The organism is Rhodoferax sediminis, assembly GCF_006970865.1.
Classification (GTDB): domain Bacteria; phylum Pseudomonadota; class Gammaproteobacteria; order Burkholderiales; family Burkholderiaceae_C; genus Rhodoferax_A; species Rhodoferax_A sediminis.
The window spans coordinates 2,782,270-2,805,854 of sequence record NZ_CP035503.1; the positions used below are offsets into that span (position 1 = coordinate 2,782,270).

Below are 23,585 nucleotides of genomic sequence, written 5' to 3' on the forward strand. Positions count from 1 at the left end.
GGGTACCTGGGTGTCAGTCAACCCTCTAGGGTTTTCCACATCTCCACGTCGCGCTCGGCGGTCCAAATGCGCGGATCGGTGTACTTTGTTGCCTCGTCGTAGCAACGCGTGACATCGAAGGGCATGCAGTGATCGAAGATCACCCAGTGGCCATACTTGGGCTTGAGCGCGGCAAAGGTGTCCTTGTAGACGGCATTCAGGTCCTTGCCAGCTGCGACACCTTTCTGAACGTTCGAGTACACGTCGGCGATGAAGTTGCGGGTGCCGGCCAGGCCCCTGGCCACTTCGTCGAGCGTGGTCAGTGCCGCACCGCGGCCCGGCACCAGCGCCTTGGGCTGCAACGCGGCCACATTATCCAGCGTTTGCGGCCAGTCTTTGAAGTAGGCATCGCCGGCATAAGGCGTAGCATCGAACTCGACCAGGTCGCCAGAGAACAATGTGCGCTCGTGTGGCAGCCAGACGACGGTGTCGCCTTTGGTGTGGCCGCGGCCGAGCTGCAACAGCTGCACTTCGAGCTTGCCGAGCCACAAGGTCATCTTGCCGGTGAAGGTCATGGTGGGCCAGGTCAGGCCCGGCGGCACGGTCTCGACGTTCTGGAACAGGCGCGGGAAGCGGCCGATCTCGCTCGCCTTGTCCTGCTCGCCGCGCTCGACGATCAGGTCGTACGTGTCCTGGCTCGCCAGGATGTGCTCGGGCTGGTAGCCGGCCGCGCCCAGCACGCGCACCGCATGGTAGTGCGTAAGCACCACGTACTTGATGGGCTTGTCGGTCACTTCGCGGATTCGGCGCACTACATCGGCAGCCATCGCAGGGGTGGCTTGGGTATCGGCTACCAGTACACAGTCATCGCCGATGATGATGCCGGTATTGGGGTCACCCTCAGCGGTATAGGCCCAGGCGTGCTCGGAGAGCTGACTGAAGGTGACCTTCTTTTCTTCAAGATCGGCCTGGCTGGCAAATTTTTTGGTGGAACTCATGGGCTATGTCCTTGTGAAGTGGTTAATGACGGTCAATGCGTGCCAAGGTAGGCCGCTTTGACCTTGGGGTTGTTGAGAAGATCGAGGCCCGAGCCCTCCAGCGTGATGTGTCCGGTTTCGAGCACATAGGCACGGTCCGCCACGCCCAGCGCCTGCTTGGCCATCTGCTCCACCAGCAGGATCGTCAGACCCGACTCGCGCAGTTGACGGATCGCGTCGAAAATACTTTTGACGATCAAGGGTGCGAGTCCGAGCGACGGCTCATCGAGTAGCAACAGGCGCGGCTCGCTCATGAGGGCGCGAGAAATAGCGAGCATTTGCTGCTCTCCACCGGACAAGGTGCCTGAGAGTTGGCCCTGCCGCTCCTTCAGGCGCGGGAACCTCGCGAACTCCCTTTTAAGGGCGGCCTCGGTACCGACAGTGTTCTTCTTGCGCGAGTAAGCACCAAGCATCAGGTTTTCGCGCACGGTCTGATCGGCGAAAACCCCTCTCCCCTCAGGCGACATTGCGACGCCAAGCTCCACCCGCTTGTGTGCCGGCACTGTGGTGCAGTCTTGGCCGTCGATCAGAATGCGGCCTGCCACGACAGGCTCCAAACCCACAATGCTCTTTAGCAGGGTGCTCTTACCGGCGCCATTGGCGCCAATGATGGTGACAATCTCGCCCGCGCTCACTTCCAGGCTCACGCCCTTGACTGCTCGGATCGCGCCGTAGGAAACGTTGACAGATTCTATTTTCAGCATGCTCATCCCTTTGGCTTAGACCGCGATTGGCTCGTCAACGCCAAGATAAGCTTCGACCACGCGCGGATTGGCCTGCACTTCGGCCACCGTTCCTTCTGCGATCTTGATCCCGTAGTCGAGCACAATCACGTGGTCGGAGATAGACATCACTAGATCCATGTGATGCTCCACCATCAGGATCGACACACCAGACTTGCCGATGACCACCAGAAGCTGCCCCAGCTCGGCCGTCTCCTGCGGGTTCAATCCAGCGGCCGGCTCGTCGAGCAGAAGTAGTTGAGGCTCAGTAGCCAATGCGCGTGCCAACTCCACTCGGCGCTGCAATCCATAGGGAAGATTGCCCGCAGCCTGGCTCGCAAGATGCGCTAAACCAACGAGGTCGAGCAATTGCATGGCACGGCCGCGGGTAGCGAGCTCCTGCTTGCGTGCGCTCGGAAGCGCAGTCAGCGATGCAAAGAAACCGTTCTCCATCCGACTGTGCCGTCCGAGCATCACATTGTCCAAGACCGACAGGTCAGCGAAAAGACGCAGATTCTGGAAAGTGCGCCCTATGCCCAGACAGCAGATCGTGTGCACCGGTCGGCCGACGATTTCTTGACCCAAGAAACGGATCGACCCCGCACTCGGGTCGACGACACCGGTCAGCATGTTGATCATGGTGCTCTTGCCCGCACCGTTCGGTCCGATCAGTGCGTGAATGTGGCCACGTTGCAAGCGAAAGGAAATGTCCTGCGCTGGCTTCACGCCACCATATGATTTGGTAACACCATGCACTACGAGCAGTTCACCGTCGCCAACTAGGCCGGGCCGCGTCGGCGCAATGCGGTCCCAAGAAAGCACCTCTTCTTTGGTGCGTTTAAACCACTTCGAGAACAAACCTACCACACCGGCCGGCATCACATAGAGCGCGAACAGCAGTAGGAATCCGTACACAAAATGTTGAACCGACGGCCAACTCGTAAGCAGCGCATCAATCAACGTCAGGATCACGGCGCCAACAAGGGGCCCGTAGATGGATCCAGCGCCACCAAACAAAACCAGCAACAAAATGAAAATCGACAGATCGAAGGTAATGAAGTCGGAGTTGATATACTGATTTTGTTGAGCGACCAGGGCACCCGCAATGCCGCACGTAACCGCAGCGACAACGAATGCAACCACCTTCGCACGGTAGACGCGAACTCCGACCGAGGACGATGCAATTTCGTCAGACTGCAGCGAGCGCATAGCCCGGCCGAAGCGGCCCTGAAGTAGATTACGCAGTAGCAAATGGGTGATAGCACATAAGATTATTCCGAACCATACCCATTGCAGAGGCGAAAAAGGATGGCCGTTCCAGGTGAGGGGCCTAATGCCGCTGATTCCCTGCGCGCCACCAAATACGTCAGTCCAATCGCTAACCAGCTTTTCGATCACGATGCCGAATGCCAGCGTCACCATCGCCAGATACGGTCCCTTGACACGCAGGGACGGTAATGCGATAAGCACACCACAAATGCCGGAGATTACTGCCGCAAAGATCAAAGCGATCCAAGGGCTCATTTCCGTGCGCGTGGTCAGAAGCGCCATTGCATAGGCGCCAGCCGCGAATAGTCCGGCTTGGCCAAGCGACTTCTGGCCGGCATAGCCAACCAGCACGTTCATACCAGCTGCGCACATGTAATAGACGCACATCATGAACGCAATTCGCAAGTAGTAACCGTTGCCGAGCAGCGAGGCGCCACCGGTCAACGCGGCGGCGGCTGCTGCGATCACCAGTAGGTGTTGCCCGCGCTTCATACCTTCTCCACTGCCTTGCTGCCAAACAGACCGGTAGGCCAAAACGCCAGCACCAGGATAACGAGCGCGAACACGGAGACCTCGCGCCATTGCGCCTGCCAGAGGTTGACCATTGACTCGAACACGCCGAGGACGAAACCGCCGATCACACAGCCCCGAGGGTTGTTGAGGCCACCAATCATGGCGGCCGAGAAGCCTTTGAGGCCGACTATTACTCCCATGAAGAGAGATGCTTGCGCGATCGGCGCAAGCAGAAATCCCGACAGTCCGGCGAGCGCCGAACTTGCGACATAGGCGCCGATCATCACGGCGTTTGTATTGATACCCATAAGCTTCGCGACGCTGCCGTTAGCAGCCACGGCGCGCATGGCCTTGCCCACCATCGTTCGGTTCATGACGAGGTCAAAGACTATCATGATGAAAACGGCCACGGCGAGCGTCAGCAACTCCTGGGGACGAACACCGGCGCCGAAAAAATGGATTACAGACTCGCCCATGGGGGCCGGCACCACGACAGGTTTCGGACCCCAGATCGCAAGGCCAATACTCTGCAAAACCACGCCGAAGCCCAATGTACTTATGACCCACCCCATGCCAGGTCGGCCAGCGAATGGTCGTACGCCTATGGCATATAGCACCCAACCAAGTAAACCCATGATTCCGAGAGTAGCCACGAGAGCCAGAAGTTGTGCGGTCGCACCGGGAACTGCATCACCAAAGGTCGTCGAGCCGACAGGCTTTCCCAACAGCAAGAAGAGTGCACTCATGCCGACGAACGCTCCGGCAGACACAAACTGGCCTTGTGAAAAATTGAGTGTTTTCGTGGTTGTAAATGTGATGCTGAACCCTAGCGCTACCAGTGCGTAGGCGCCGCCCACGGCCAGTCCGCTGATAGCTGCCTGCAAGAGCGCTTCTGTCATGGTAAGTCTCCTGATGGCTGGAGAGTGCCAACACCCAGCAGCCGTCGTTTATTGCGTTGTTGTGCGCCAGATTTACTGCTTCATATCGGCAGCAGTTAGCGAACGTATCACCGCGTCGGTGTAAGGTGCCAACTTGCCATCTTTCCAATGAGTCCAAACCAGATCTTTCGCAGTCAGGGCTTCGTGATTGGTCTTGTCGAATGGCTTGTTGTAAGTCCTTAGAAGGCCCTGAACGGGAGTCTTCAGGTCTTCCAGCGCCAGGCGGACAGCAGAACCGTCTGTGCTCCCGGCTTGCTTGACCGCCGCGGCGTAAAGGAGAACCGAATCGTAACCATGCAGTGCAAATGAGAAAGAGCTCGGCGCCTTGAGTTTGCTGCCGATGCGGTCGAACAGCTTTTGCTGCGCCGGCGTGTACGTTTCGGTCACGGTTCGCATAAACAACGGCTTTTCGGCCAACGTCTTGCCGGCTGCATCATAGAAGGTAATGTTGTCGGCCGCCCACGAAGTAAGCGTCAGCGGGAAATAGTTGATCTTGTCCATGCTGCGCATCAATTGCGCAATCGGGGTACCCTGAGCCCATACGATCACTGTGTCTACGCCCGCAGCCTTCATCTTGTTGAGCTGTGAAGTCATATCGGTGTCGCCCACTCCAAACCGCTCGACGTCCGCAGGTTTGATGCCTTGCAGCGCCGCTATTTCTTCCATGTCTTTCAGCCCGCCTTGGCCGTAACCAGTGGTCTCAGCCATGAGACCCACGACTTTAGTTGTTGGGTTCTTCTTCGCGTAGGCCATCAGGGCGGCGACCTGAGGGCGATCAACCATCGATACGCGGAACATGTAGTTGTCGGCGCCTGGACTCATCGGCTTGGTGATATCGGTGCCGGAGCCGACATTACCAATCTCTGGGATTTTTTTCTGATTCACGATGTGCTTCCACGCCATCGCGTTACCCGAGTTCGTCGGACCGAACATCGCGGATACTTTTTCGTTGTCGATCAGCTCGATTGTGTTCTGAATCGACTTCGCCGGCTGCGACGAATCGTCACGGGTCACAAGCGTCAATTTACGCCCCAGAAGGCCGCCGGCCTTATTGACGTCGTCAATGGCCGTCTGCATTCCCAATACAGCCGCCAGACCGCTTTGGGCCGACGGCGAGGCCGATAGGTCGCCGTTGAAGCCGAGTTTGATGTCTTGTGCGGAAGCGCCCAAAGCAAGGGTAGATAACGCGGCGACCGCGAGCAACCGTTTGCAGATTCGTTTCAGCTTCATAGTGTCTCCTTAGGTGGTTGAGGTGGTAAGAAAAATTGTGTGGCCTTGTGTGGCCCGTTGTTGAGCGTTTTGTCGTCGGTCACGGGGTACGCTCAGATGGCAAGGAATCCTCCGTCGACAGGCAGGGTGATGCCGGTGACGTAGCGCGACATGCCGGACGCGAGAAAGATCACCGGGCCCACCAGATCTTCTGTCTGGCCGACGCGGCCCATGGGAATGCGCGTCATGAAAGATTCCAGTCGTTGCGGGTTCTCGCGAGTTGCGGCGGTCATCGGCGTCTCAATCACCCCCGGAGCCAATGCGTTCACGCGAACGCCGACCGGAGCGAGTTCGGCCGCAAGCGACTGAGTGAACATCTTGATGGCTCCCTTGGACGGAGAGTAGCCGAGGCTTCCTCCCTGTCCTGCATAGGCCGCGATCGATGCGATGTTGATGATCGAGCCCTTTGTCGCCTTGATCGCAGGGAGCCACGCAAGACTGACGTTGAAGGTGCCGTGTACGTTGACGTCGATCGTCCTCTTCCAGTTAGATGCGGCGTTCTCGCTGGCCATCCCCTCGCGGATGATGATGCCGGCGTTGTTGACCAGCAGGTCGATCGCGCCGATCTCGTCGCCCACACGCGCTGCCAGCGCATGGCAGGCATCGAGCGACGTCACATCGAGGACGAAAGGCCAGGCCTGCCCGCCTTCGGCGCGGACCGCCTGCGCGGTCTCTTCGACCGTATTCGCGTTCATGTCGGTAACGATCACGCGCGCACCCGCCTGGGCCAGTCCGAGCGCGAGCGCTCGGCCATTGCCCTGGCCGGCGCCGGTGATCAACGCCAACCGCCCATCGAGAAGGTGCGGCGCTACAGAGCTTGGAAATGGCATGATGTTTCCTTGGGGTCTTGTTGAGAAATCGTGTCGCGTTAGGTGTGGCGGCTGATGGCCACAGGCTCTCGCCTCTCGACTTGAAGCGTGACTTCTGCCGCGGCCTCTGCCTTCGCCAGCTGAAGCCCTGCGACATAGCCGAAGGTCAACGCTGGCCCAAGCGTGATGCCCGCACCCGGGTAGTTGCCGCCCATGACGCTGGCCGCGTCGTTGCCAACAGCGTATAGACCTTTGATTGGTTTACGAGACGCATCGAGCACCCGCGTCTTTTCATCGGTCACAAGGCCAGCAAAAGTGCCGATGTCCCCCACGACGAGCTTGATCGCGTAGTAAGGACCGCTCTCCAGAGGTGCTATGCAGGGGTTGGGCGTCACAAGAGCGTCCCCCTGGTAGCGGTTGTAGGCCTTGCTGCCCTTACCAAACGCAGGATCCTCGCCGATGCGCGCACCCTGGTTAAATTCGCTCACCGTCGCCTCAAGAACCGAAGGCTGGATGCCGATTTGCTTCGCGAGTTCGGCGACAGTTTTCCCGCGCTTCAGGTAGCCGCTTTTCAGATGACGTCCAATCGGCAACGGAGACGGAGCGACGCAGCCGAGTCCATAGTCACGCAGGGCCTTGTGATCGCACAGCAGCCACGCCGAAACTTCGGGCTCGCCTTTGCATGCCGCGACCATCGCCTGAACGAAGTCATGGTACGAGTTGCCCTCGTTAGTGAAGCGTTTTCCCTTGGGCGTCACAGCAATGACACCGGGCTTTGCGCGGTCGATAAAGTGAGGCATCACACCCTTCGTCCCGTCAGGCCGTGTTGTCACCGATGTCGGCACCCACGCGGCAGCGTGCGGAATGGTTCCGTCGACTCGCCCCCCGACCGCTTCCGCAAGCCGCAGTCCATCGCCAGTGTTCGTTTCGGGCGAAGGTGAGTAGTGCTCTTTGCCGGTAGGCGCGTGCGGGAACAGCTCCTTTCTGCGTTCAATATCGTGCGGAAAGCCACCGCAGGCCAGCACCACACCTCGCGACGCGTTGACCCTGACCGTCTTTCCTTCGTGCTGGACCAGCGCTCCGGCGACGCCGTCGAATTCGGTGACAAGTTTCTTTACCGGCGATGACAGCCAGACGGGAATGTCCAAATCCATCGCAGCCTTGGCCAGTCGCCCGGCAAGCGCGTTTCCGTTGGTGAGCGTCATACCCCGGCCGTTTCCGAGCACGTCCAGGAAGTGCTTGCTCAATCGTTTGGTGACATATACGAAGGACTCCAGCGATTTGAATGCGCGCATGAAGTGCTTAATCTCAGGGCCTGAGCCCAGCATCATCCCGAAAACCGTTAACTCGGGAAGCGGCAACGCCAGTTGTTTGATACGCGGACCCAGTTCACGGCCGTCGAACGGGCGCGTGACCATGGAACGACCTCCGGGCTGACCACCGATTGCTTCAGAGTGATAGTCAGGGAAGACGGCCGGCATATCGAACTGCACGCAGGTTTTTTGCGTGAAGAAGTCGATTGCCTTCGGGCCGTTTTCAAGAAAGGCGTCAACGCGAGCCTCGTCAAAGTGTGTCGTCGTCTCGTGCTTGAGATAGGCCTTTGCCGCGCCGGGCGGCTCATTGATTCCTTGCTCGGTAGCCAGGCGTGTTCCCGGTATCCAAAGCCAGCCACCAGAACGTGCGGTCGTACCGCCGTACGTCGCCTCCTTCTCTACAACGAGGACTTTAAGCCCCTGAAACGCCGCCGTGACCGCCGTTGCCATGCCTGAGGCGCCCGTGCCCACGACGAGCACGTCCACCGTAATATTTTCCTGAGCCATTCCATTTCCCCACAAAGAAGCATTGGGTCGGATTTTATATTTCATCTGACTATTGTCAATAGATTTGTTAATATCAATTTGTAAGATTCAATCGAATCGATTTGTTATTATGGAAAACCCTTATGGATACACTGACCCCTTCGCGTTTTGCGATCCCCATCATGGAAAAGAGTCGACGCGGTATTCAATCGATTGAAATCGGAAGTGCCCTGCTCTTGCAGCTAGCCAGGCACGTTCGGCCCATCCCATTGAAGGATCTGGCGAAAGCCGCCGGCATGACTGCGGGCAAGGCGCATCCGTATATGGTCAGCTTCCTCAATGTCGGGTTCGTCACCCAAACAGATGCGGGCCACTACGAACTTGGGCCGCTGGCACTCCAGTTGGGTCTCGCCCGGCTGCAGCGGATGGATCCCGTGAAGGAGGCATCGCAGCAGATCGAAGCCCTCGCCAACGACACTGGCCAAAGTGTGGCGGTCGCCGTCTGGGGCAACTTGGGCCCCACCATCGTGCGACTCGAAGAGCCGATTGAACCGCTGCATGTGAATCTGCGTACCGGCACCGTCATGTCGCTGGCCAATACAGCTACCGGCAGGCTGTTCGCGGCTTACATGCCCCCAAAGGTAGTTGAGCACCTGCTATCCGATGAGCTTGCACGCCTCAGTAAGGGGGTGAATTCAAAGATTCCTGTGGTGCACGAGGTCTTGGAAGCCTCTCTGGCCGAGACCCGAAAACACGGGCTCTCGCGTTCACTCGGCCAACCAATCCCGGGCATCGATGCGCTATGCGCGCCCGTCTTCGATTCCGCCGGTCATATCGTGCTGGGTATCCTCGTCATGGGCCCTTCGGCGACCTTCGACAGCAGTTGGGACGGTGCCGTTGCCACTCCACTTCTCCGCTGCGCGCTGGAAGTGTCGCGGCGTGTGGGGCACAACTAACAAACGAACGTTGCGTTTAGAGGTGGCCTGAGCTGCCCTACAACATTTTGTACCGTACGGGTATCCGATGAAATAGAGGTTTTGGCGATTGTGGCCCACAAGCGCCGCCCTGATTATTGGGTCAAGCGGCTGTACACCACGCCGTCGCCGGCACCAGAAACTCCCGGCTGATGTGCGCGCCCAGCTCATTCACGCGGTCCAGGAACTGCGTGAGGAACGCATGCAGCCCGGTAGCCAGGATCTCGTCGATGCGGCCGTACTGCACGTCGGCACGCAGCCGGCCGGCGCGGCGCAGGGTTTCGCAGGCCGCGTCGCTCGCCACGAGGTGCAGGTTGCTGACCACCTCGTTGAGGCTGGCGTGCAGCGAGCGCGGCATGTCGGCACGCAGGATCAGGAGCTCGGCGACGCGCTCGGGACGGATCACGTCGCGGTACACCTTGCGATAGATCTCGAAGCCCGAGACGCTGCGCAAAATCGCGCTCCAGTGGTAGAAGTCGTACTCCTGATCCTGCTCGGTGGCGGCGCCGAAGAAGTCGCTCTGCACCGCGTGGAACTTCACGTCCACCAGGCGCGCCGTGTTGTCGGCGCGCTCCAGGAAGGTGCCCAGGCGCATGAAATGCAGCGCCTCGTCCATCAGCATGGTGCCCACGGTCACGCCGCGCGAGAGATGCGAGCGGAATTTGACCCATTCAAAAAACTGCCCCGGGTCCTGCTCGAACTCACCCGCGCGCAGCATGCGGTTGACTTCCAGCCAGGTCTGGTTCTGCGTCTCCCAGACTTCGGTGGTGAGTGTGCCGCGCACGGCGCGCGCATTCTCGCGCGCGGCGCGCAGGCACGACAGGATGCTGGACGGGTTGCTTTCGTCCCGGACCATGAACTCCATCACGCCGCAGGACGTGACCTCGCCATGCTTGGCGGTGTACATCGGCAGCAGTTCGCTGATGGACAGCAGCCCCTGCCAGCCCAGTTGCGCCACGGCGGCCGACTGCGGCAGCAGCGCGGTCTGGTAGTTGACGTCGATCATGCGCGCGGTGTTCTCCGCCCGCTCGGTGTAGCGGGACATCCAGAACAGGTGGTCGGCGGTACGTGACAGCATGTTTAACTCCTTGCAGCCGACGACTGGGATTGAGACTGCAGCTGCGATTGCAATTGCGCCTGGGCCACGGGCCGGGCCCCCATTTCGAGAACCCAGGTGTCCTTGGTGCCGCCGCCCTGCGACGAGTTCACCACCAGCGAGCCTTCCTTCAGCGCCACGCGCGTGAGGCCGCCGGGCACCATCTGCACCTCCTTGCCCGACAGCACGAACGGGCGCAGGTCAATGTGGCGCGGCGCGATGCCGCTCTCGACAAAAGTCGGGCAGCTCGACAGGCTGAGCGTGGGCTGCGCAATGTAGCCGCCCGGGTTGGCGAGCAGGGCCTGGCGGAATTCTTCAATCTCGGCGGTGGTCGAGGCCGGGCCCACCAGCATGCCGTAGCCGCCCGCGCCATGCACCTCCTTGATCACCAGGTCCTTCAGGTGGGCCAGCACGTATTTCAGGTCGTCCGGGCGGCGGCAGATGTGCGTGGGCACGTTGTTCAGGATCGGCTTTTCGCCCAGGTAGAACTCGATCATCTGGGGCACGTAGGGGTAGATCGACTTGTCGTCGGCAATGCCGGTGCCGGCCGCGTTGCAGATGCTCACATTGCCCGCGCGGTAGACCTCCAGCAGACCCGCGCAGCCCAGCGTGGAGCTGGGGCGAAACACCAGCGGGTCCAGAAAATCGTCATCGACGCGGCGGTAGATCACATCCACGCGCATGGGGCCGCGCGTGGTGCGCATGTACACGAAATTGTCCTTCACGAACAGGTCCTGGCCCTCGACCAGCTCGACCCCCATCTGCTGCGCCAGAAAGGCGTGCTCGAAGTAGGCGCTGTTGTACATGCCGGGGGTCAGCACCACCACGGTCGGGTCGGCCGTGGCGGGCGGGCTTGACGCGCGCAGCGTCTCCAGCAGCAGGTCGGGATAGTGCGCCACCGGCGCCACGTGATGGGCGTTGAACAGGTCGGGAAACAGCCGCATCATCATCTTGCGGTTTTCCAGCATGTAGCTGACGCCGCTGGGCACGCGCAGATTATCTTCGAGCACGTAGTACTCGCCGTTGCCCTGGGCATCGGGCGCGCGCACGATGTCCACGCCCGCGATGTGCGAGTAAATCTGGTTCGGCACGTCCACCCCCACCATCTGCGGGCGGAACTGCGCGTTGCGGGTGATCTGGTCGGCCTCGATCAGGCCGGCCTTGATGATTGCCTGGTCGTGGTACACGTCGTGCAGGAAGCGATTCAGCGCTGTCACCCGCTGCACCAGACCGCGCTCGAGGGCGGCCCACTCATGCGCCGGAATAATGCGCGGGATCAGGTCGAACGGAATCAGCCGCTCGGTGCCGAAGCCATTTTCGTCCTTCGCACCGTAGACCGCAAAGGTGATGCCGACGCGCCGAAAGATCATCTCGGCCTCTTCGCGCCGCTTGGCCATCATGTCGCCGGGCTGGCGCGCGAGCCATTCGTCGTAGATCTTGTAGTGATCGCGAATCTGTGCACCGTGAGAGAAGAACTCGTACGGCAGCCGGGTGTACATCTCGTCGAATTTGACCATGGCGATCTCCTGCATCTAGCTTAGCAATTTTTGGGCCATATGCAGCAGTGTTTTGCGCCAGAGATGCCCCATTTGACACCCTCAAGGCACCCGGTGGTGCCAGTAGCGCAGCCCGGCTTCGCGCTGGCAGCCAACCTGCCCGGGCTGCGCCGACGACCAGGTTGCGGCGCCGCAGTGTACCGAGTCGACCACGCGGATGCCGCGCTCCTCATAGCGCGCCAGCACCGGCGGCGCCGGGTGGCCGAAGCGGCTGCGGTAGCCGGCCTGCACCAACGCCCAGTGCGGCCGCACGGCATCGAGAAACAGCGCGCTGCTGGAGGTCTTGCTGCCGTGGTGGGGCACCAGCAACACGTCAGCCTTGATGAGGTCGGCGACATCGGCCACCAGCCGGGCCTCCTGCGGCTGCTCGATATCGCCCACCAGCAACGCCGTCTGCGCGCCATTCGAGATGCGCAGCACGCAGCTCATGGCGTTGGGCTTGTTCGGTACCTCATAGTCGGCCGCGTTCGGGCGCAGCACCTCGAAGCTGACGCCGTCCCAGGCCCAGCGCTGACCGCCGTCGCGCGCCGCGACGCAGCGGGTGGCCGGGCGCAGCGCCTGCAGTTCGTGGCCGGCCTCGATCGAGCTGAGCAAATTCGCCTGCGGCTGCATGGCGAGCACGGCTGGCGCGCCGCCGATGTGGTCGCTGTCGCGGTGGCTCAGCATCACGGTGTCGACGCGCTCGCCCAGCGCGCGCAGCAGCGGCACCAGCACGCGCTGGCCGGCGTCGCTCTCCTGGCTGAAGCGCGGCCCGGTGTCGTACACCAGCGTGTGCGCGGCGGTGCGCACGATCACGGCATTGCCCTGGCCGATGTCGGCCGCCAGCAGCTCGAACTGGCCGTCCGGCGGGCGGTGCGGCTGCCACAAGAGCACCGGCAGCATCAACGGCAGCCCCAGCACGCGCAGCGACCAGGGCAGCCGCATCGCCAGCAAAAGACCGCCAAAAACACCTGCAGCCCCCGCCCATACAGCGGGAGAAGCTATCGAAACCGTAGCAAACGGCAGCTGCGCCAGCAGCTTCAAATACCAGCCCAGCGCCGCAATGGCCCCCGCCGCCGCGTCCCACAGCGGCGCCAGCACGATGCCCAGCATGGACAGCGGCGTGACCACCAGGGTGACCCAGGGAATCGCCACCGCATTCGCCAGCAGGCCCACCACCGAGACCTGGCCAAACAGCAGCAGCGTCAGCGGCGTGAGCGCCAGCGTGACCACCCACTGCTCGTGCGCCATGGTGAGCAATCGGCCCCTGGCCCCCACCGGTCGTACGCCACCTGCTCCTGGGTCTGTAGCAAACAGCACACCCACCGCAACAAAGCTGAGCCAGAACCCGGCCTGCATCAAGGCCCAGGGATCGACCACCAGCACCACGGCGCAGGCCAGCAGCCAGACCTGCGGCCACGGCCAGCGCCGCCCGGACAGGCGCAGCAGGCCTACGGTGGCGAGCATCCAGATGGTGCGCTGCGAGGGCACGCCCCAGCCGCTGAACACCGCGTAGGCCGTGGCCAGCAGCACACCGCCGATCAGCGCCGCGCTGGGCGCCGGATAGAACAGGCACAGCCTTGCCGAGCGCCGCCACAGCCAGCCCACCAGCGCGGCGGCGAGCCAGGCAAACATGGTGATATGAAGCCCTGAGATGCTCATCAGGTGCGCGACACCCGTGGCGCGGAAGACATCCCAGTCGGCGCGCTCGATCGCGTTCTGGTCGCCCACCACCAGCGCCGCGATCACGCCCGCGAGCTGGCGCTCGGCAACGCGCGCCTGCACGGCGTCGCGCACCTGCTGGCGCACGCGCTCCACCGGGTGCTGCCAGGTGTCGCCCAGACGCTGCGGCACGGCGTCTTTGGGCCCGGCGCGCACATAGCCCGTGGCCTGCAGGCCCTGCTCCCACAGCCACAGTTCGTAATCGAAGCCATAGGGGTTGCTGTTGCCGTGCGGCGCCTTCAGGCGCACCGTCATGCGCCAGCGCTCGCCGGCGCGCACATCGGCCAGCGGCTGCACCGCCGCGGCCGGAGCGTCGCCGGCAGGCGCGCCCATGGCGCCATAGCCACTGCCGTACCAGCTCAGGTAAATCTGCGGCGGCAGCGCCACGGGGGCACCGTCCAGGCTGGCCGACTCGACCGAGAAGCGAAAGCGCAGCCCCACCTCGCTGCGCTGCGGCATGGCGGCCGCCACGCCCACCACGGCGATATCGCGGCCCTCCAGCGCAGGCGCCAGCGCGTCGTGCTCGAAGGCCGTGGCGCGCAGACCGCACAGGCTGAACCCCAGCACCGCCGCCGCCACAAACGCCGCGCAGCGGCGCCAGAAGCTGCCCGCGCTTGCTACATGTTTAGTAGCAGCAACTCCATACAGGATAATGGCTACAACCACAAAACATGCATAAACCGGCCAAAACCAGAGCGCCGGCTGCTGCAACTGCAGCGCCGTGCCCGCGATAAAACCCGGCAACGCCGCGAAGGCCGGCGCGGCCCCGGTTGCGGCCCGGTATCCCCCCTGATGCCAAGTGTTGCGCATGACGGCGATGCTAACGGGCCGCGCGCCGAACACGGCAACAGGTTCGCGCGGGGCGCATCTCGCGCGCCGGCTCGGCGTGACCGGCCAGCACATCACGCCCGGTTTTGAAGACACCTGGTACTACCTGTGGCGCGAGCGCCGCCTGCCGGTGAACGTGGACCCGTTCGACGCCAGACTCGACGACGAGATGGAGCGCGCCCGGCTGCGCCGCGTGTTCGAGCAAAAGCTCGATGCGGTGGTCGGCTATGTGCTGCCGCTGAAGGTCAGCGAGGCTCCGTCACGGGCCGGCCCGGCCTGGGTCACCGGCCCCTGGTCCCTGCGCGACGAGCGCATGTACCTGGTGGAGCAGGCTCCCTCGGCACCGCGCGGCGCCCTGCCGGCCGCCAGCGACTTGTCCGCGCGTTATGGCCACGCCGGCGCCGTGCCCTACCTGGCCGGCACGGGCCCGCAAGGCGAAGCCGCCCGGCTGTTGCAGGGCCGCGCCGGCGGCTCGGGCACCGGCAGCGCCCTCACGGGCCGGCACACCAACCCCGGCGACTTTGTGCGTGCGCCCGATCGTTTCGAGTCGGCCCACTGGATCAGCCGCTCCGCCCTGTGCGTGGAAGTGCGCGACCCGCGCCGCGCCAGCGGCCCGACGGGCGAGGCGGTGGGCCACAAGTCGGGCGTGCTCTACGTCTTCATGCCGCCCCTCGAAAAGCTGGAGGACACCTCGATCTGCTCGCCGCCATCGAAGCCACGAGCACCGAACTGGGCCTGAAGATCGTGCTCGCCGGGCACAATCGATGTGCCGGCCGCGACCATCCATGTGGCGGGCAGCCGCGATTTCCCGTTCACGCTGGATTTGCGCAGGTCGGCACAGAGCTTGCGCCCGCCGACATCCCAGTTGCGGTCGCGAAGCGCCTAGACTCGACACTGGTCAGCATCGACGACTGATCCATTTACCGCCAGGGATTTTAAGAAACCCCTCATGAATATGAAATCAACCGATCAAACCAAACACCATTCCGAAGATGCTGTCCTGAATGAGACCGGCTTGAGAAAGGGCCTGACCAGCTATGGTGACCAAGGCTTCTCGCTCTTTCTCCGGAAGGCTTTTATCAAGGGGGCAGGTTACACAGACACTGCGCTGGATCGACCGGTGATCGGCATTGCAAATACCGGAAGCTCGTACAACCCCTGTCATGGCAATGCCCCCCAACTTATCGAGGCCGTCAAACGCGGTGTCCTGCTGGCGGGCGGGCTGCCTATGGATTTCCCCACCATTTCCATTCACGAGAGCTTCGCGGCGCCGACCAGCATGTACCTGCGCAACCTCATGTCGATGGATACGGAGGAGATGATTCGGGCCCAACCCATGGACGCGGTGGTGCTGATTGGCGGCTGCGACAAGACTGTTCCGGCGCAGCTCATGGGCGCGGCATCCGCAGGCATCCCTGCCATCCAGTTGATCACAGGCTCCATGCTGACGGGATCCCACAGGGGCGAGCGTGTGGGTGCATGCACTGACTGCCGCCGCTATTGGGGCAAGTTCCGCGCTGGCGAGATAGACGCCCAGGAAACAGCGAATGTCAACAACCAGTTGGTGGCCAGCGTGGGAACCTGCTCTGTCATGGGAACAGCGAGCACGATGGCCTGTATTGCCGAGGCATTGGGTATGACGGTTCCCGGCGGAGCATCGCCTCCGGCCGTCACTTCCGATCGCATCCGCATTGCAGAGGCGACCGGTGCGCGGGCTGTCCAGATGGCGCGTGATCGGCTGACCATCGACAAGATCCTGACTCCCGCAGCTTTCGAAAATGCCATGCGCGTGCTGCTGTCCATCGGCGGCTCCACCAACGGCATCGTGCACCTGGCGGCCATCGCAGGTCGTGTTGGCCTGGAAATTGATATGCAGGCTCTGGATCGCATGGGGCGGGGAACACCGGTCTTGCTGGATCTCAAACCATCCGGTCAGCACTATATGGAAGACTTCCACAAGGCGGGTGGCATGGCCGCCCTATTCAGGGAACTAAAGCCCTTGCTGCGCCTGGATGCATTAACGGTGACGGGGCGCACGCTTGGACAGGAGATTGAGAGCGCCGGGCCGGGCTTTGCGCAGGACGTGATCCGCCCCATTGATAACCCGATTTACCCGCAAGGGGGCATTGCCGTGTTAAGCGGCAACCTGGCACCAGGTTGCGCCATCATCAAGCAATCTGCGGCCGATCCGAAGTTGATGGAGCACGAGGGGCGTGCGGTGGTCTTTGAAAATGCCGAGGACCTGGTCAACCGCATTGATCTTGACGATCTGGATGTCACGCCAGAGGATGTCCTGGTGCTCAAGAACATCGGCCCCAAGGGGGCGCCGGGCATGCCCGAGGCAGGCTACATCCCTATCCCGCTCAAGCTGGCACGCGCTGGCGTGAAGGACATGGTCCGGATTTCGGACGGTCGAATGAGCGGCACGGCCTTCGGCACCATCGTGCTGCACGTGACCCCGGAATCCGCCGTGGGTGGACCACTGGCACAGGTGCGCAATGGAGATCGAATCCGGTTGAGCGTGCGCAACCGGGAGATCAGTCTGCTGGTTTCCGACGAAGAGCTTGTCCAGCGGGCCCGCGCCAACGTGTTGATCGAGCCAACAGCAGAGCGGGGCTATCGCAAGCTGTTCCTGCAAACCGTCACGCAGGCAGACAAGGGTGTCGACTTTGACTTTCTAAGAGCCCCACAGATCACCGGGAAAACGCCTCGGTCCTGACATACGCCGGTCAGCTGGCCAGCGGCGAGGTGATCTGGTCGATGCGCCCCATTACCTCGGGCGTCAGTTGGGGCAGCACGTCCACGGCGCCAAGATTGTCTTGCAACTGCGAGATTTTGGAGGCCCCGGTGATGACGGTGCTGACCCTGGGGTTGCGTGCAGCCCAGGCAATTGCCATCTGGCCGAGACTGCAATTCAGCTCGGACGCCACGGCTTCCAGTTTCGTGACCACCGCGTTTTTGGCGGCGTCCGTGAGGCCCTTGACGAGATACCCCATTCCTTCAATGGCACCGCGACTGCCTGCGGGAACGCCATTGCGGTATTTGCCGGTGAGCAATCCGCCGGCCAGGGGGCTCCAGGTCGTCAACCCCAGGCCGATATCCTCATAAAGCCGTGTGTACTCCTGTTCCACCCGCTTGCGGTGAAACAGGTTGTACTGCGGCTGCTCCATCACGGGCTTGTGCAGGTGGTGCCGTTCGGCAATGTCCCAGGCCGCGCGAATCTCTTCCGCAGACCATTCGCTGGTGCCCCAGTACAGCGCCTTGCCGCGGCTGATCATGTCGCTCATGGCCCAGACGGTTTCCTCGATGGGCGTGTGGGGGTCGGGCCGATGGCAGTACACCAGGTCAATAAAATCCAGGCCCATGCGCCGAAGCGAGCCATCGATGGCCTGCATCAGATACTTGCGGTTGAGTGTGTCCTTGTGATTGACGGGCTGGACATCGCGGTCCAGCCCCCAGAAGAACTTGGTGGAGACGATGTAGCTCAATCGTGGCCATTTCAAAGCCTTGAAGGCTTCGCCCATGACCACCTCGCTCTTGCCACGCGCGTAGGCCTCGGCATTGTCAAAGAAGTTGACGCCGGCATCACGCGCGGCCGCCAGCATCTCGCGAGCCGCGGCCACATTCACCTGGTTATGGTAGGTCACCCAGGAGCCCACGGAGAGTTCGCTGACCTGCAGGCCGCTGCGGCCAAGACGTCGGTATTGCATGGATTTGCCTTGCTGGATGGGAATGAATCCTCAAAGGCTAACAGACCGTGCAAGCTTGTGCCACCGTCATGGTGTTCGCATGCAGCAGGCCACTCGTGGGCGCCATAGAATGAACGCTTCAGGGCCTGCCCTTGTTTTGGCTCGATTGCATTGGAGACCGCATGAACATCCACCTCAGCCTGACGCCCCTGATCTCACTCATTGCGGGGATCCTCATCCTGCTCATGCCCAAGCTGCTGAACTTCATCGTGGCCATCTACCTGATCCTGATCGGGCTGGTGGGCCTGTTCGGCACCAGGATGTTTCACTTGACCTGACGCGGGCATTCCTCGCAAAGCGGGAATTTCGATGAGTGAACCTGTCGTGTGGACCAGCGACGGCAGCCCGCACAGTCCCCGCTTCAACGACCGGTACCGCTCGCGTTCCGGGGGCGTTTCGCAGGCGGCGTCGGTGTTTCTTGCAGGGTGTGGCCTGCCCCGGCGCTGGCGCGGCAAAACCGGGTTCACGGTGCTGGAGACCGGTTTCGGCCTGGGCCTGAACTTCCTGACCACCTGGGCCACCTGGGAGGCCGATGCGCGGCGCTGCGACCATCTGCATTTTGTGTCGGTGGAGGCTTATCCCGTGGCAGCCGCGGACATCGTGCGCAGCGCGCGGGGGCCGAACACAACAGGCGACGCAGACGCTCCTTTGCTGGCGCGCGTGCAGGCCCTGGCGCAGCAACTCGCCGGGGCCTGGCAGGACCTGTCGCCCGGCATCCATCACCTGGACTTTGCCGAGGGACGGGTGCAATTGACGCTGGCCGCCGGCGAGGTGCTGCCCATGCTGGAGCGACTGGCCTGCGAGGCCGACGCGGTGTACCTGGATGGCTTCAGTCCCGCCGTCAATCCAGAGATGTGGTCTCACGCCACGTTGCAGGCGATGGCGCGCCATTGCCGACCGGGCACGACGCTGGCGACCTATACCGTGGCCCACAGCGTGCGCGAGGCGCTGGAGCAGATCGGTTTTCGCGTGGAAAAGCGCCAGGGGCTGCCACCCAAACGCCATCGGCTCGAGGCGGTGTTTTTGCCAGCGGACCACTAATGGGTGAGCTTCTGAGGTGTCTGATGGACGGGCGCAAACGGCCATAGCGGTAGGCCGCAAGTCTTGTGTTCGCGACCGCTTCAGACTGACTCCGGACATTCGGATTCGCTGATAGCTGACGCCCAACGATGTGAGGCGGGACCGACGGAGGAGCGCAATTGGATCTCGGCTCTACGATGGCAATGCATCAGTTCCGCTGTCTTGAAGTTGACGCCGATGCGTATTTGACCGGGCTCGCCGTAAACACGGATCACCTACACAACAAAGAAAACTTGGCGAAATCACGGACCACAGATCGCTGTGTCATAGTCAGGAAAAATCGTCACCGTTGGTCAAATCGGCATCGGCAATAACACGCCCAAAATTGGGAGAGCAAAACATGTTCGGATTCGGGAAGGCTTCAAAGCAAAATTCGCCCATCTTTAAATTTGGCGACGGCAAAAGAATTACCGCGGATGAATTTGGGTATTTGGGCGTGCGCTGGTCGGGTGAACTGTCCGCAAAGTTTATTGGCGAAGAGTTTGGGGCAGGTAAACCTTGTTCGGATTATGAATTTTCAAGAGACATTGAGGTCGGTCCATTTTTCGCACATTTGACCTTGATGGCATTCAATGTCGGCGGGTACTTGAATTACGTCAAGAATACTCTTGGAGCCGATGAAGAGGTGTGCCGTCAATTCATGAATGGCGTGAGCCGATCTTTTTCAGAAATTAGAGACAGCAACAGAAGGGCATTGCATCCAGAATTGCTACAAACAATGGTCAGCAATGTGGCCAATTTTTGCGATGCAATATTTTTGGATTTCAAAGCAGCCAACGTTGCTGACCCGAAGGTATTTAACCCATTGCACACCAAAGCCACCCAGATGGTTTTAAGTGGGCTTCGTGGTTGGTATGCTGCGCCAGACCAACGAGCATCTAGCGATGTCATATCAGTGCAAACGATGTCTATTGGCGCCAAACTTGATGATGCGCCCGTTGTGCTGTACACCATCCTTCAAAAGCACTTGGGCGTTTCAATTGTCAAAGCCTAGTCATTTGAGGGGTTGAGTCGCGCCACTCTCAAAGCCCATGAAACTGAACTGGCGCGTACTCTGGAAATGTGTGGGTGAATGATCTGAACCCTACTTTGGATGCCACAGCCTGATGCAATCGTACGGCAAACGGTTCAACTATGGACCACAGAGGGAATTGTTTCGCGCCGGTCCGAATGTAGCGAAGCCCATGCTTTTCATTGAGCCCGATGAGCATGTCAAGAGCTGCAACGTCGTTTGGATGTTCATTGAATAGTTCAAGCAGTCCAAATTCCTTGGCTTTGCGATAACACGCTCGCAAGTTATGACCGTATTTTTTATCGCTCAGTTGATCCACCGTTAGCCTATTGAGGCGCAGATACGCTTTAAGCGTCAATTCGATAGCGTGAGAGGCCAAAAAGTATGCCGGGATTGGTGAAATTTGGCTGCCCGGGTTGCGTCCAGCTTCTCGCTCGTGAACAAGGATTGCTGCTTCAAGGTATTCGTAGGCATAGCGAGCTAGCCCGACTTCCGTCGTGCGGTCATTTTCCGAAATTTCGGGTGAACGTGGGGATACGTTGTTTTGTGTTTTCATTGTTCTGATTTTCGATTGTGCGGTTGTCTAAGGAAGGTCTGCACATCCCCCGCCAAGGCGTGAGTTGAACGTCAGAAGCTCACACCATGGGAGCCAAGATGCGTTTGCGCCAAATGTTAGAGCCATATCGGTGTGCTTTGGCGCGCTTTCGGGCCGCTGGCGGGCGCCTGTCCGCGCCGCAGGCACACTCTAAGTTGTTCAAATACCCGCAAGCCCATCCCCTAAACGGGTGAACATGTTGAATGACCGCAAACGCTGCATCCCGGACTTTCGGACTGGCCGGCCTTGGGCGCCCGCTTCGGACACATTTCAATCAATCGGCAGCCAAGTATCGGCCGGCCAGCATGCATCCTCAGCACTGCTGCCACAGCAATCGCAGCCGCTTCCCCTGCACTGCTCGCCGTTCTTCCATTAGCACGAGTAAAGCCTTTCCGAAGTAGCGCAGCACCACTTTCCTGCGGCCGGGTTTTGGGCTCGTAGCATCCGCAGGGACCCGTTATATGCAGCAATGCGTCAATAGCCTGACGTGGACCCACCCGGCGATTCCGTGGGTTCCCTGTTCGACGCCAACACCCCGCGGTCACGCATCTTTCATTGCTACGAAATAAAGAGCAAATAATCAATACTTGGGGCCGGCTTGAGGCCGATTCTTTGCACATATGGGATTGGACGGCTCCGCCGGCGGATGCGCGGCTGGCTGCAAGCGGGTAACTTTCCTTCCATCGAACGGAAAGGAATTCATATGACGAGCCAAGCTTTTGACGCCGTGCCCAATCCACTGGCCGCGCTTTCCTCCTCCCTCGCCGGCATCGTCGAGTCCGTCGGCGCCAGCACCCTGGGCGTGCCGGGCCGCCACCGCCGCGGCCTGGCCGCCGTGCTGGGGGACGCTTCGAGCATCAAGCCGGGGCACCTTGCCATCGCGGTGGGGCGCTCGGCGCAGGAGAATCCGACGGCAAGCTACGGGATCGTGAGTCGCGCATCGGGCCCCTGGGAAACCTGGCTCGGCGGCCAGCTCGACCGTTTAATCCGTCTCGACGGCGGCATCCACGAGGGCCTGTCCGGCGCGCCGGTGGCGGACGCGAGCGGCGCCGTGTTCGGCATGGCCACGGCCGCGCTGTCGCGCAGCTACGGCATCGGCGCGCAGCCTGTGCCCCTGGCGAACGCGCGCGGGCCGGGAGAGCCGGGCGCCGGCGTGGGCCTGCTCATCACGGCCCTTATATCTGGCGGGCCCGCCATTGCGGCCGGCCTGCTGGTGGGCGATATCCTGGTCAGCATCGACGACACGCCCGTCGCCAGCCTGCCCGACCTGCGGGTCACCCTGGCGGGGCAGATCGGCAAGGCGGTCACGGTGTCCGTGCTGGGTGGAGGACAGGGGCACTGCCGTGGTGCTGCTCGCCGATGATCAGGCGGCGATGGACGTGGCTGACGGGCTCGAGCACGGGGTCTCGATCCTGCCGCGCGACGCATCTCTCGCGCTGGTCGCTGTCGCCTGCGCAACCGCGAGATTGCCGAGTCACTGCATGTTTCCGTGCACACGGCGAAACTCCACGTGGCACAAATCATCGGCAAACTGAACGTCCACTCGCGCGCCCACGCGGTGGCCAAGGCGCTGCAAGCGGGATTGCTGCAGGGCTGAGCGTCCCCCGCGCCGGCCGCGCGCAGGCTACGCGCGGGGCAGCGACTCGATGGGCGTCGGGTGCAGGAAGAGGGCCTGGACACCGCGCAGCACGCGCAGTACGCAGACCTTTCCAATCCTGGATTCGTCGAGCAGGCGCTGCAGGTCATCGACGCTGGTGACGGGGGTGCCGTCGATACCAACCACGGTGTCCCCGGCCTTCAAGCCGCCATTGGCGGCCGGCGAGCCGGCCTGGACTTCGGACACACGCACGGCACTCGCCTGCTCGACCTCGAGAAAGCGGGCGACCCGGCGCGACAGCGGAACCGTCGAGCCGGCCAGCCCAAGACGCGCTCGCCTGACCCGGCCATGCGCGAACAACTGGCCCACGACCCATTTGGCCGAGTTGATGGCCGTCGCAAAGCAGATCGACTGGGCTGCAGGAATGATGGCCGTGTTGACGCCGACGACGCGGGCGCGCGTGTCCAGCAAGGGGCCGCCGGAGTTGCCTGGATTCAGGGCCGCATTGGTCTGTATGACGTTGTCGATCATGCGGCCCGCACTCGAGCGCAGGGAGCGCCCGAGCGCGGAAACCACTCCGGCGGTGACCGTGTGCGCAAAACCCAGCGGGTTGCCGATCGCGATGGCCACCTGGCCGACACGCAGCCGCGACGAATCGCCCAGTTGTGCGTGCGCCAGCGAACGGCTGGAGCCGATGCGCAGCACCGCCAGATCCGTGTCCAGGTCTTCGCCGATCAGTTCGGCGCTGGAGGTAACGCCATCGGCGCGGGTTACTTCGAGGCTGGTGGCGCCATGCACCACATGGCTGTTGGTGAGCAGGTAGCCGTCCGGCGTGAAGAGAAAGCCCGAACCCGTGCCAGCGCGGGAACTTGGGCCGCGCTGGGCCTGCACGGCAATGAAGACCACCGCGTCCTGCACCCGCTCCACGGTGTATGCCACAGCCTCGCTGTAGGCATCGAGCAGCGCTTCGTCGGGCACGGCAGAGGGATCGGACGAGAGGATTTGAGGGTCGGGGCGGGCGCTCATGGGTTTCCGTTGCGAATAGTCTCCTGATGCAGATGG

At 61.7% G+C, this 23,585-nt stretch carries 21 protein-coding genes; 8 read left to right on the plus strand and 13 right to left on the minus strand.

Annotation, left to right across the window (positions count from 1 at the left end):
- Nucleotides 1-17: 17 nt before the first annotated feature.
- The 7 genes from EUB48_RS13410 to EUB48_RS13440 all read right to left on the minus strand — a co-directional run bounded on the left by EUB48_RS13410 (nt 18) and on the right by EUB48_RS13440 (nt 8,356).
- Nucleotides 18-977, minus strand: a complete 960-nt coding sequence (locus tag EUB48_RS13410; RefSeq protein ID WP_142819593.1) for an MBL fold metallo-hydrolase — start codon at nt 975-977, stop codon at nt 18-20.
- 32 nt (nt 978-1,009) lie between these two features.
- Complete coding sequence (locus tag EUB48_RS13415; RefSeq protein WP_142819594.1) at nt 1,010-1,720, minus strand: ABC transporter ATP-binding protein; 711 nt, start codon at nt 1,718-1,720, stop codon at nt 1,010-1,012.
- 15 nt (nt 1,721-1,735) lie between these two features.
- The gene (locus EUB48_RS13420; RefSeq protein ID WP_142819595.1) at nt 1,736-3,499 is read right to left on the minus strand and encodes a branched-chain amino acid ABC transporter ATP-binding protein/permease; all 1,764 of its coding nucleotides are present in this window, start codon (nt 3,497-3,499) and stop codon (nt 1,736-1,738) included.
- Nucleotides 3,496-4,419: a branched-chain amino acid ABC transporter permease gene (locus EUB48_RS13425; RefSeq protein ID WP_142819596.1), complete on the minus strand. Its 924-nt coding sequence runs from the start codon at nt 4,417-4,419 to the stop codon at nt 3,496-3,498. Before EUB48_RS13425 ends, EUB48_RS13420 begins: the two co-directional genes overlap by 4 nt.
- A 72-nt stretch (nt 4,420-4,491) precedes the next feature.
- Nucleotides 4,492-5,688 (minus strand): ABC transporter substrate-binding protein, encoded by a 1,197-nt coding sequence (locus tag EUB48_RS13430; RefSeq protein WP_142819597.1) that lies wholly within the window; start codon nt 5,686-5,688, stop codon nt 4,492-4,494.
- A gap of 92 nt (nt 5,689-5,780) precedes the next feature.
- Nucleotides 5,781-6,557 (minus strand): SDR family NAD(P)-dependent oxidoreductase, encoded by a 777-nt coding sequence (locus EUB48_RS13435; protein ID WP_142819598.1) that lies wholly within the window; start codon nt 6,555-6,557, stop codon nt 5,781-5,783.
- A 38-nt stretch (nt 6,558-6,595) separates the two neighbouring features.
- The gene (locus EUB48_RS13440) at nt 6,596-8,356 is read right to left on the minus strand and encodes an FAD-dependent oxidoreductase (protein ID WP_142821263.1); all 1,761 of its coding nucleotides are present in this window, start codon (nt 8,354-8,356) and stop codon (nt 6,596-6,598) included.
- A gap of 161 nt (nt 8,357-8,517) precedes the next feature.
- Here EUB48_RS13440 and EUB48_RS13445 point away from each other — a divergent pair, with 161 nt between their 5' ends.
- Nucleotides 8,518-9,291 (plus strand): IclR family transcriptional regulator, encoded by a 774-nt coding sequence (locus EUB48_RS13445; RefSeq protein ID WP_142821265.1) that lies wholly within the window; start codon nt 8,518-8,520, stop codon nt 9,289-9,291.
- A gap of 121 nt (nt 9,292-9,412) precedes the next feature.
- Here EUB48_RS13445 and EUB48_RS13450 read toward each other — a convergent pair whose 3' ends face one another.
- The 3 genes from EUB48_RS13450 to EUB48_RS13460 all read right to left on the minus strand — a co-directional run bounded on the left by EUB48_RS13450 (nt 9,413) and on the right by EUB48_RS13460 (nt 14,472).
- Complete coding sequence (locus tag EUB48_RS13450) at nt 9,413-10,387, minus strand: alpha-E domain-containing protein (protein WP_142819599.1); 975 nt, start codon at nt 10,385-10,387, stop codon at nt 9,413-9,415.
- 2 nt (nt 10,388-10,389) lie between these two features.
- On the minus strand, nt 10,390-11,922 hold the full coding sequence (locus EUB48_RS13455) for a circularly permuted type 2 ATP-grasp protein (protein ID WP_142819600.1): 1,533 nt from the start codon (nt 11,920-11,922) through the stop codon (nt 10,390-10,392).
- Nucleotides 11,923-12,003: 81 nt separating this feature from the next.
- Nucleotides 12,004-14,472, minus strand: coding sequence for a DNA internalization-related competence protein ComEC/Rec2 (locus EUB48_RS13460; protein WP_142819601.1), 2,469 nt, complete (start codon nt 14,470-14,472; stop codon nt 12,004-12,006).
- Between EUB48_RS13460 and EUB48_RS13465 the strand changes: the two genes are divergently transcribed.
- Both EUB48_RS13465 and EUB48_RS13470 read left to right on the plus strand, forming a co-directional pair.
- Nucleotides 14,471-15,229 carry a transglutaminase family protein gene (locus EUB48_RS13465; protein WP_338052393.1) on the plus strand — a complete coding sequence of 253 codons (759 nt, stop codon included), beginning with the start codon at nt 14,471-14,473 and terminating at the stop codon, nt 15,227-15,229. The genes EUB48_RS13460 and EUB48_RS13465 overlap by 2 nt on opposite strands.
- Before the next feature lie 210 nt (nt 15,230-15,439).
- A complete protein-coding gene (locus EUB48_RS13470; protein ID WP_420821414.1) occupies nt 15,440-17,209 on the plus strand; it encodes an IlvD/Edd family dehydratase in 1,770 nt (589 codons plus the stop codon).
- Between the two features lie 10 nt (nt 17,210-17,219).
- Here EUB48_RS13470 and EUB48_RS13475 read toward each other — a convergent pair whose 3' ends face one another.
- Nucleotides 17,220-18,200, minus strand: coding sequence for a potassium channel beta subunit family protein (locus EUB48_RS13475; protein ID WP_142819602.1), 981 nt, complete (start codon nt 18,198-18,200; stop codon nt 17,220-17,222).
- A gap of 161 nt (nt 18,201-18,361) precedes the next feature.
- On the opposite strand from EUB48_RS13475, the gene EUB48_RS13480 reads away from it, so the two are divergent.
- The 3 genes from EUB48_RS13480 (at nt 18,362) to EUB48_RS13490 (ending at nt 20,313) form a co-directional block, all read left to right on the plus strand.
- Nucleotides 18,362-18,517: a DUF3096 domain-containing protein gene (locus EUB48_RS13480; protein ID WP_077561514.1), complete on the plus strand. Its 156-nt coding sequence runs from the start codon at nt 18,362-18,364 to the stop codon at nt 18,515-18,517.
- A 31-nt stretch (nt 18,518-18,548) separates the two neighbouring features.
- Complete coding sequence (gene mnmC2 / locus EUB48_RS13485) at nt 18,549-19,280, plus strand: tRNA (5-methylaminomethyl-2-thiouridine)(34)-methyltransferase MnmC2 (RefSeq protein WP_142819603.1); 732 nt, start codon at nt 18,549-18,551, stop codon at nt 19,278-19,280.
- A gap of 379 nt (nt 19,281-19,659) precedes the next feature.
- Nucleotides 19,660-20,313 (plus strand): hypothetical protein, encoded by a 654-nt coding sequence (locus EUB48_RS13490; RefSeq protein WP_142819604.1) that lies wholly within the window; start codon nt 19,660-19,662, stop codon nt 20,311-20,313.
- A 28-nt stretch (nt 20,314-20,341) separates the two neighbouring features.
- On the opposite strand, the gene EUB48_RS13495 is transcribed toward EUB48_RS13490, so the two are convergent.
- Nucleotides 20,342-20,887: a hypothetical protein gene (locus EUB48_RS13495; protein ID WP_142819605.1), complete on the minus strand. Its 546-nt coding sequence runs from the start codon at nt 20,885-20,887 to the stop codon at nt 20,342-20,344.
- Between the two features lie 742 nt (nt 20,888-21,629).
- Between EUB48_RS13495 and EUB48_RS13500 the strand changes: the two genes are divergently transcribed.
- Together EUB48_RS13500 and EUB48_RS21505 are read left to right on the plus strand one after the other, a co-directional pair.
- Entirely contained in the window at nt 21,630-22,289 is a 660-nt protein-coding gene (locus tag EUB48_RS13500) for a S1C family serine protease (protein WP_168226746.1), read from the plus strand.
- Between the two features lie 102 nt (nt 22,290-22,391).
- On the plus strand, nt 22,392-22,523 hold the full coding sequence (locus EUB48_RS21505) for a LuxR C-terminal-related transcriptional regulator (RefSeq protein WP_274595972.1): 132 nt from the start codon (nt 22,392-22,394) through the stop codon (nt 22,521-22,523).
- Nucleotides 22,524-22,550: 27 nt separating this feature from the next.
- Here EUB48_RS21505 and EUB48_RS13510 read toward each other — a convergent pair whose 3' ends face one another.
- On the minus strand, nt 22,551-23,549 hold the full coding sequence (locus EUB48_RS13510; protein ID WP_142819608.1) for a S1C family serine protease: 999 nt from the start codon (nt 23,547-23,549) through the stop codon (nt 22,551-22,553).
- Nucleotides 23,550-23,585: the final 36 nt, after the last annotated feature.

Coding starts and splice junctions, on each gene's coding strand:
- EUB48_RS13410 (WP_142819593.1), bottom strand. CDS start 977: ATGAGTTCCACCAAAAAATTTGCCAGCCAGGCCGATCTTGAAGAAAAG.
- EUB48_RS13510 (WP_142819608.1), bottom strand. CDS start 23,549: ATGAGCGCCCGCCCCGACCCTCAAATCCTCTCGTCCGATCCCTCTGCC.
- EUB48_RS13490 (WP_142819604.1), top strand. CDS start 19,660: ATGTTCGGATTCGGGAAGGCTTCAAAGCAAAATTCGCCCATCTTTAAA.
- EUB48_RS13445 (WP_142821265.1), top strand. CDS start 8,518: ATGGAAAAGAGTCGACGCGGTATTCAATCGATTGAAATCGGAAGTGCC.
- EUB48_RS13420 (WP_142819595.1), bottom strand. CDS start 3,499: ATGAAGCGCGGGCAACACCTACTGGTGATCGCAGCAGCCGCCGCCGCG.
- EUB48_RS13460 (WP_142819601.1), bottom strand. CDS start 14,472: ATGCGCAACACTTGGCATCAGGGGGGATACCGGGCCGCAACCGGGGCC.
- EUB48_RS13425 (WP_142819596.1), bottom strand. CDS start 4,419: ATGACAGAAGCGCTCTTGCAGGCAGCTATCAGCGGACTGGCCGTGGGC.
- EUB48_RS13430 (WP_142819597.1), bottom strand. CDS start 5,688: ATGAAGCTGAAACGAATCTGCAAACGGTTGCTCGCGGTCGCCGCGTTA.
- EUB48_RS13455 (WP_142819600.1), bottom strand. CDS start 11,922: ATGGTCAAATTCGACGAGATGTACACCCGGCTGCCGTACGAGTTCTTC.
- EUB48_RS13440 (WP_142821263.1), bottom strand. CDS start 8,356: ATGGCTCAGGAAAATATTACGGTGGACGTGCTCGTCGTGGGCACGGGC.
- mnmC2 (WP_142819603.1), top strand. CDS start 18,549: ATGAGTGAACCTGTCGTGTGGACCAGCGACGGCAGCCCGCACAGTCCC.
- EUB48_RS13415 (WP_142819594.1), bottom strand. CDS start 1,720: ATGCTGAAAATAGAATCTGTCAACGTTTCCTACGGCGCGATCCGAGCA.
- EUB48_RS13465 (WP_338052393.1), top strand. CDS start 14,471: ATGACGGCGATGCTAACGGGCCGCGCGCCGAACACGGCAACAGGTTCG.
- EUB48_RS13470 (WP_420821414.1), top strand. CDS start 15,440: ATGAATATGAAATCAACCGATCAAACCAAACACCATTCCGAAGATGCT.
- EUB48_RS13500 (WP_168226746.1), top strand. CDS start 21,630: ATGACGAGCCAAGCTTTTGACGCCGTGCCCAATCCACTGGCCGCGCTT.
- EUB48_RS13475 (WP_142819602.1), bottom strand. CDS start 18,200: ATGCAATACCGACGTCTTGGCCGCAGCGGCCTGCAGGTCAGCGAACTC.
- EUB48_RS13480 (WP_077561514.1), top strand. CDS start 18,362: ATGAACATCCACCTCAGCCTGACGCCCCTGATCTCACTCATTGCGGGG.
- EUB48_RS13495 (WP_142819605.1), bottom strand. CDS start 20,887: ATGAAAACACAAAACAACGTATCCCCACGTTCACCCGAAATTTCGGAA.
- EUB48_RS13435 (WP_142819598.1), bottom strand. CDS start 6,557: ATGCCATTTCCAAGCTCTGTAGCGCCGCACCTTCTCGATGGGCGGTTG.
- EUB48_RS13450 (WP_142819599.1), bottom strand. CDS start 10,387: ATGCTGTCACGTACCGCCGACCACCTGTTCTGGATGTCCCGCTACACC.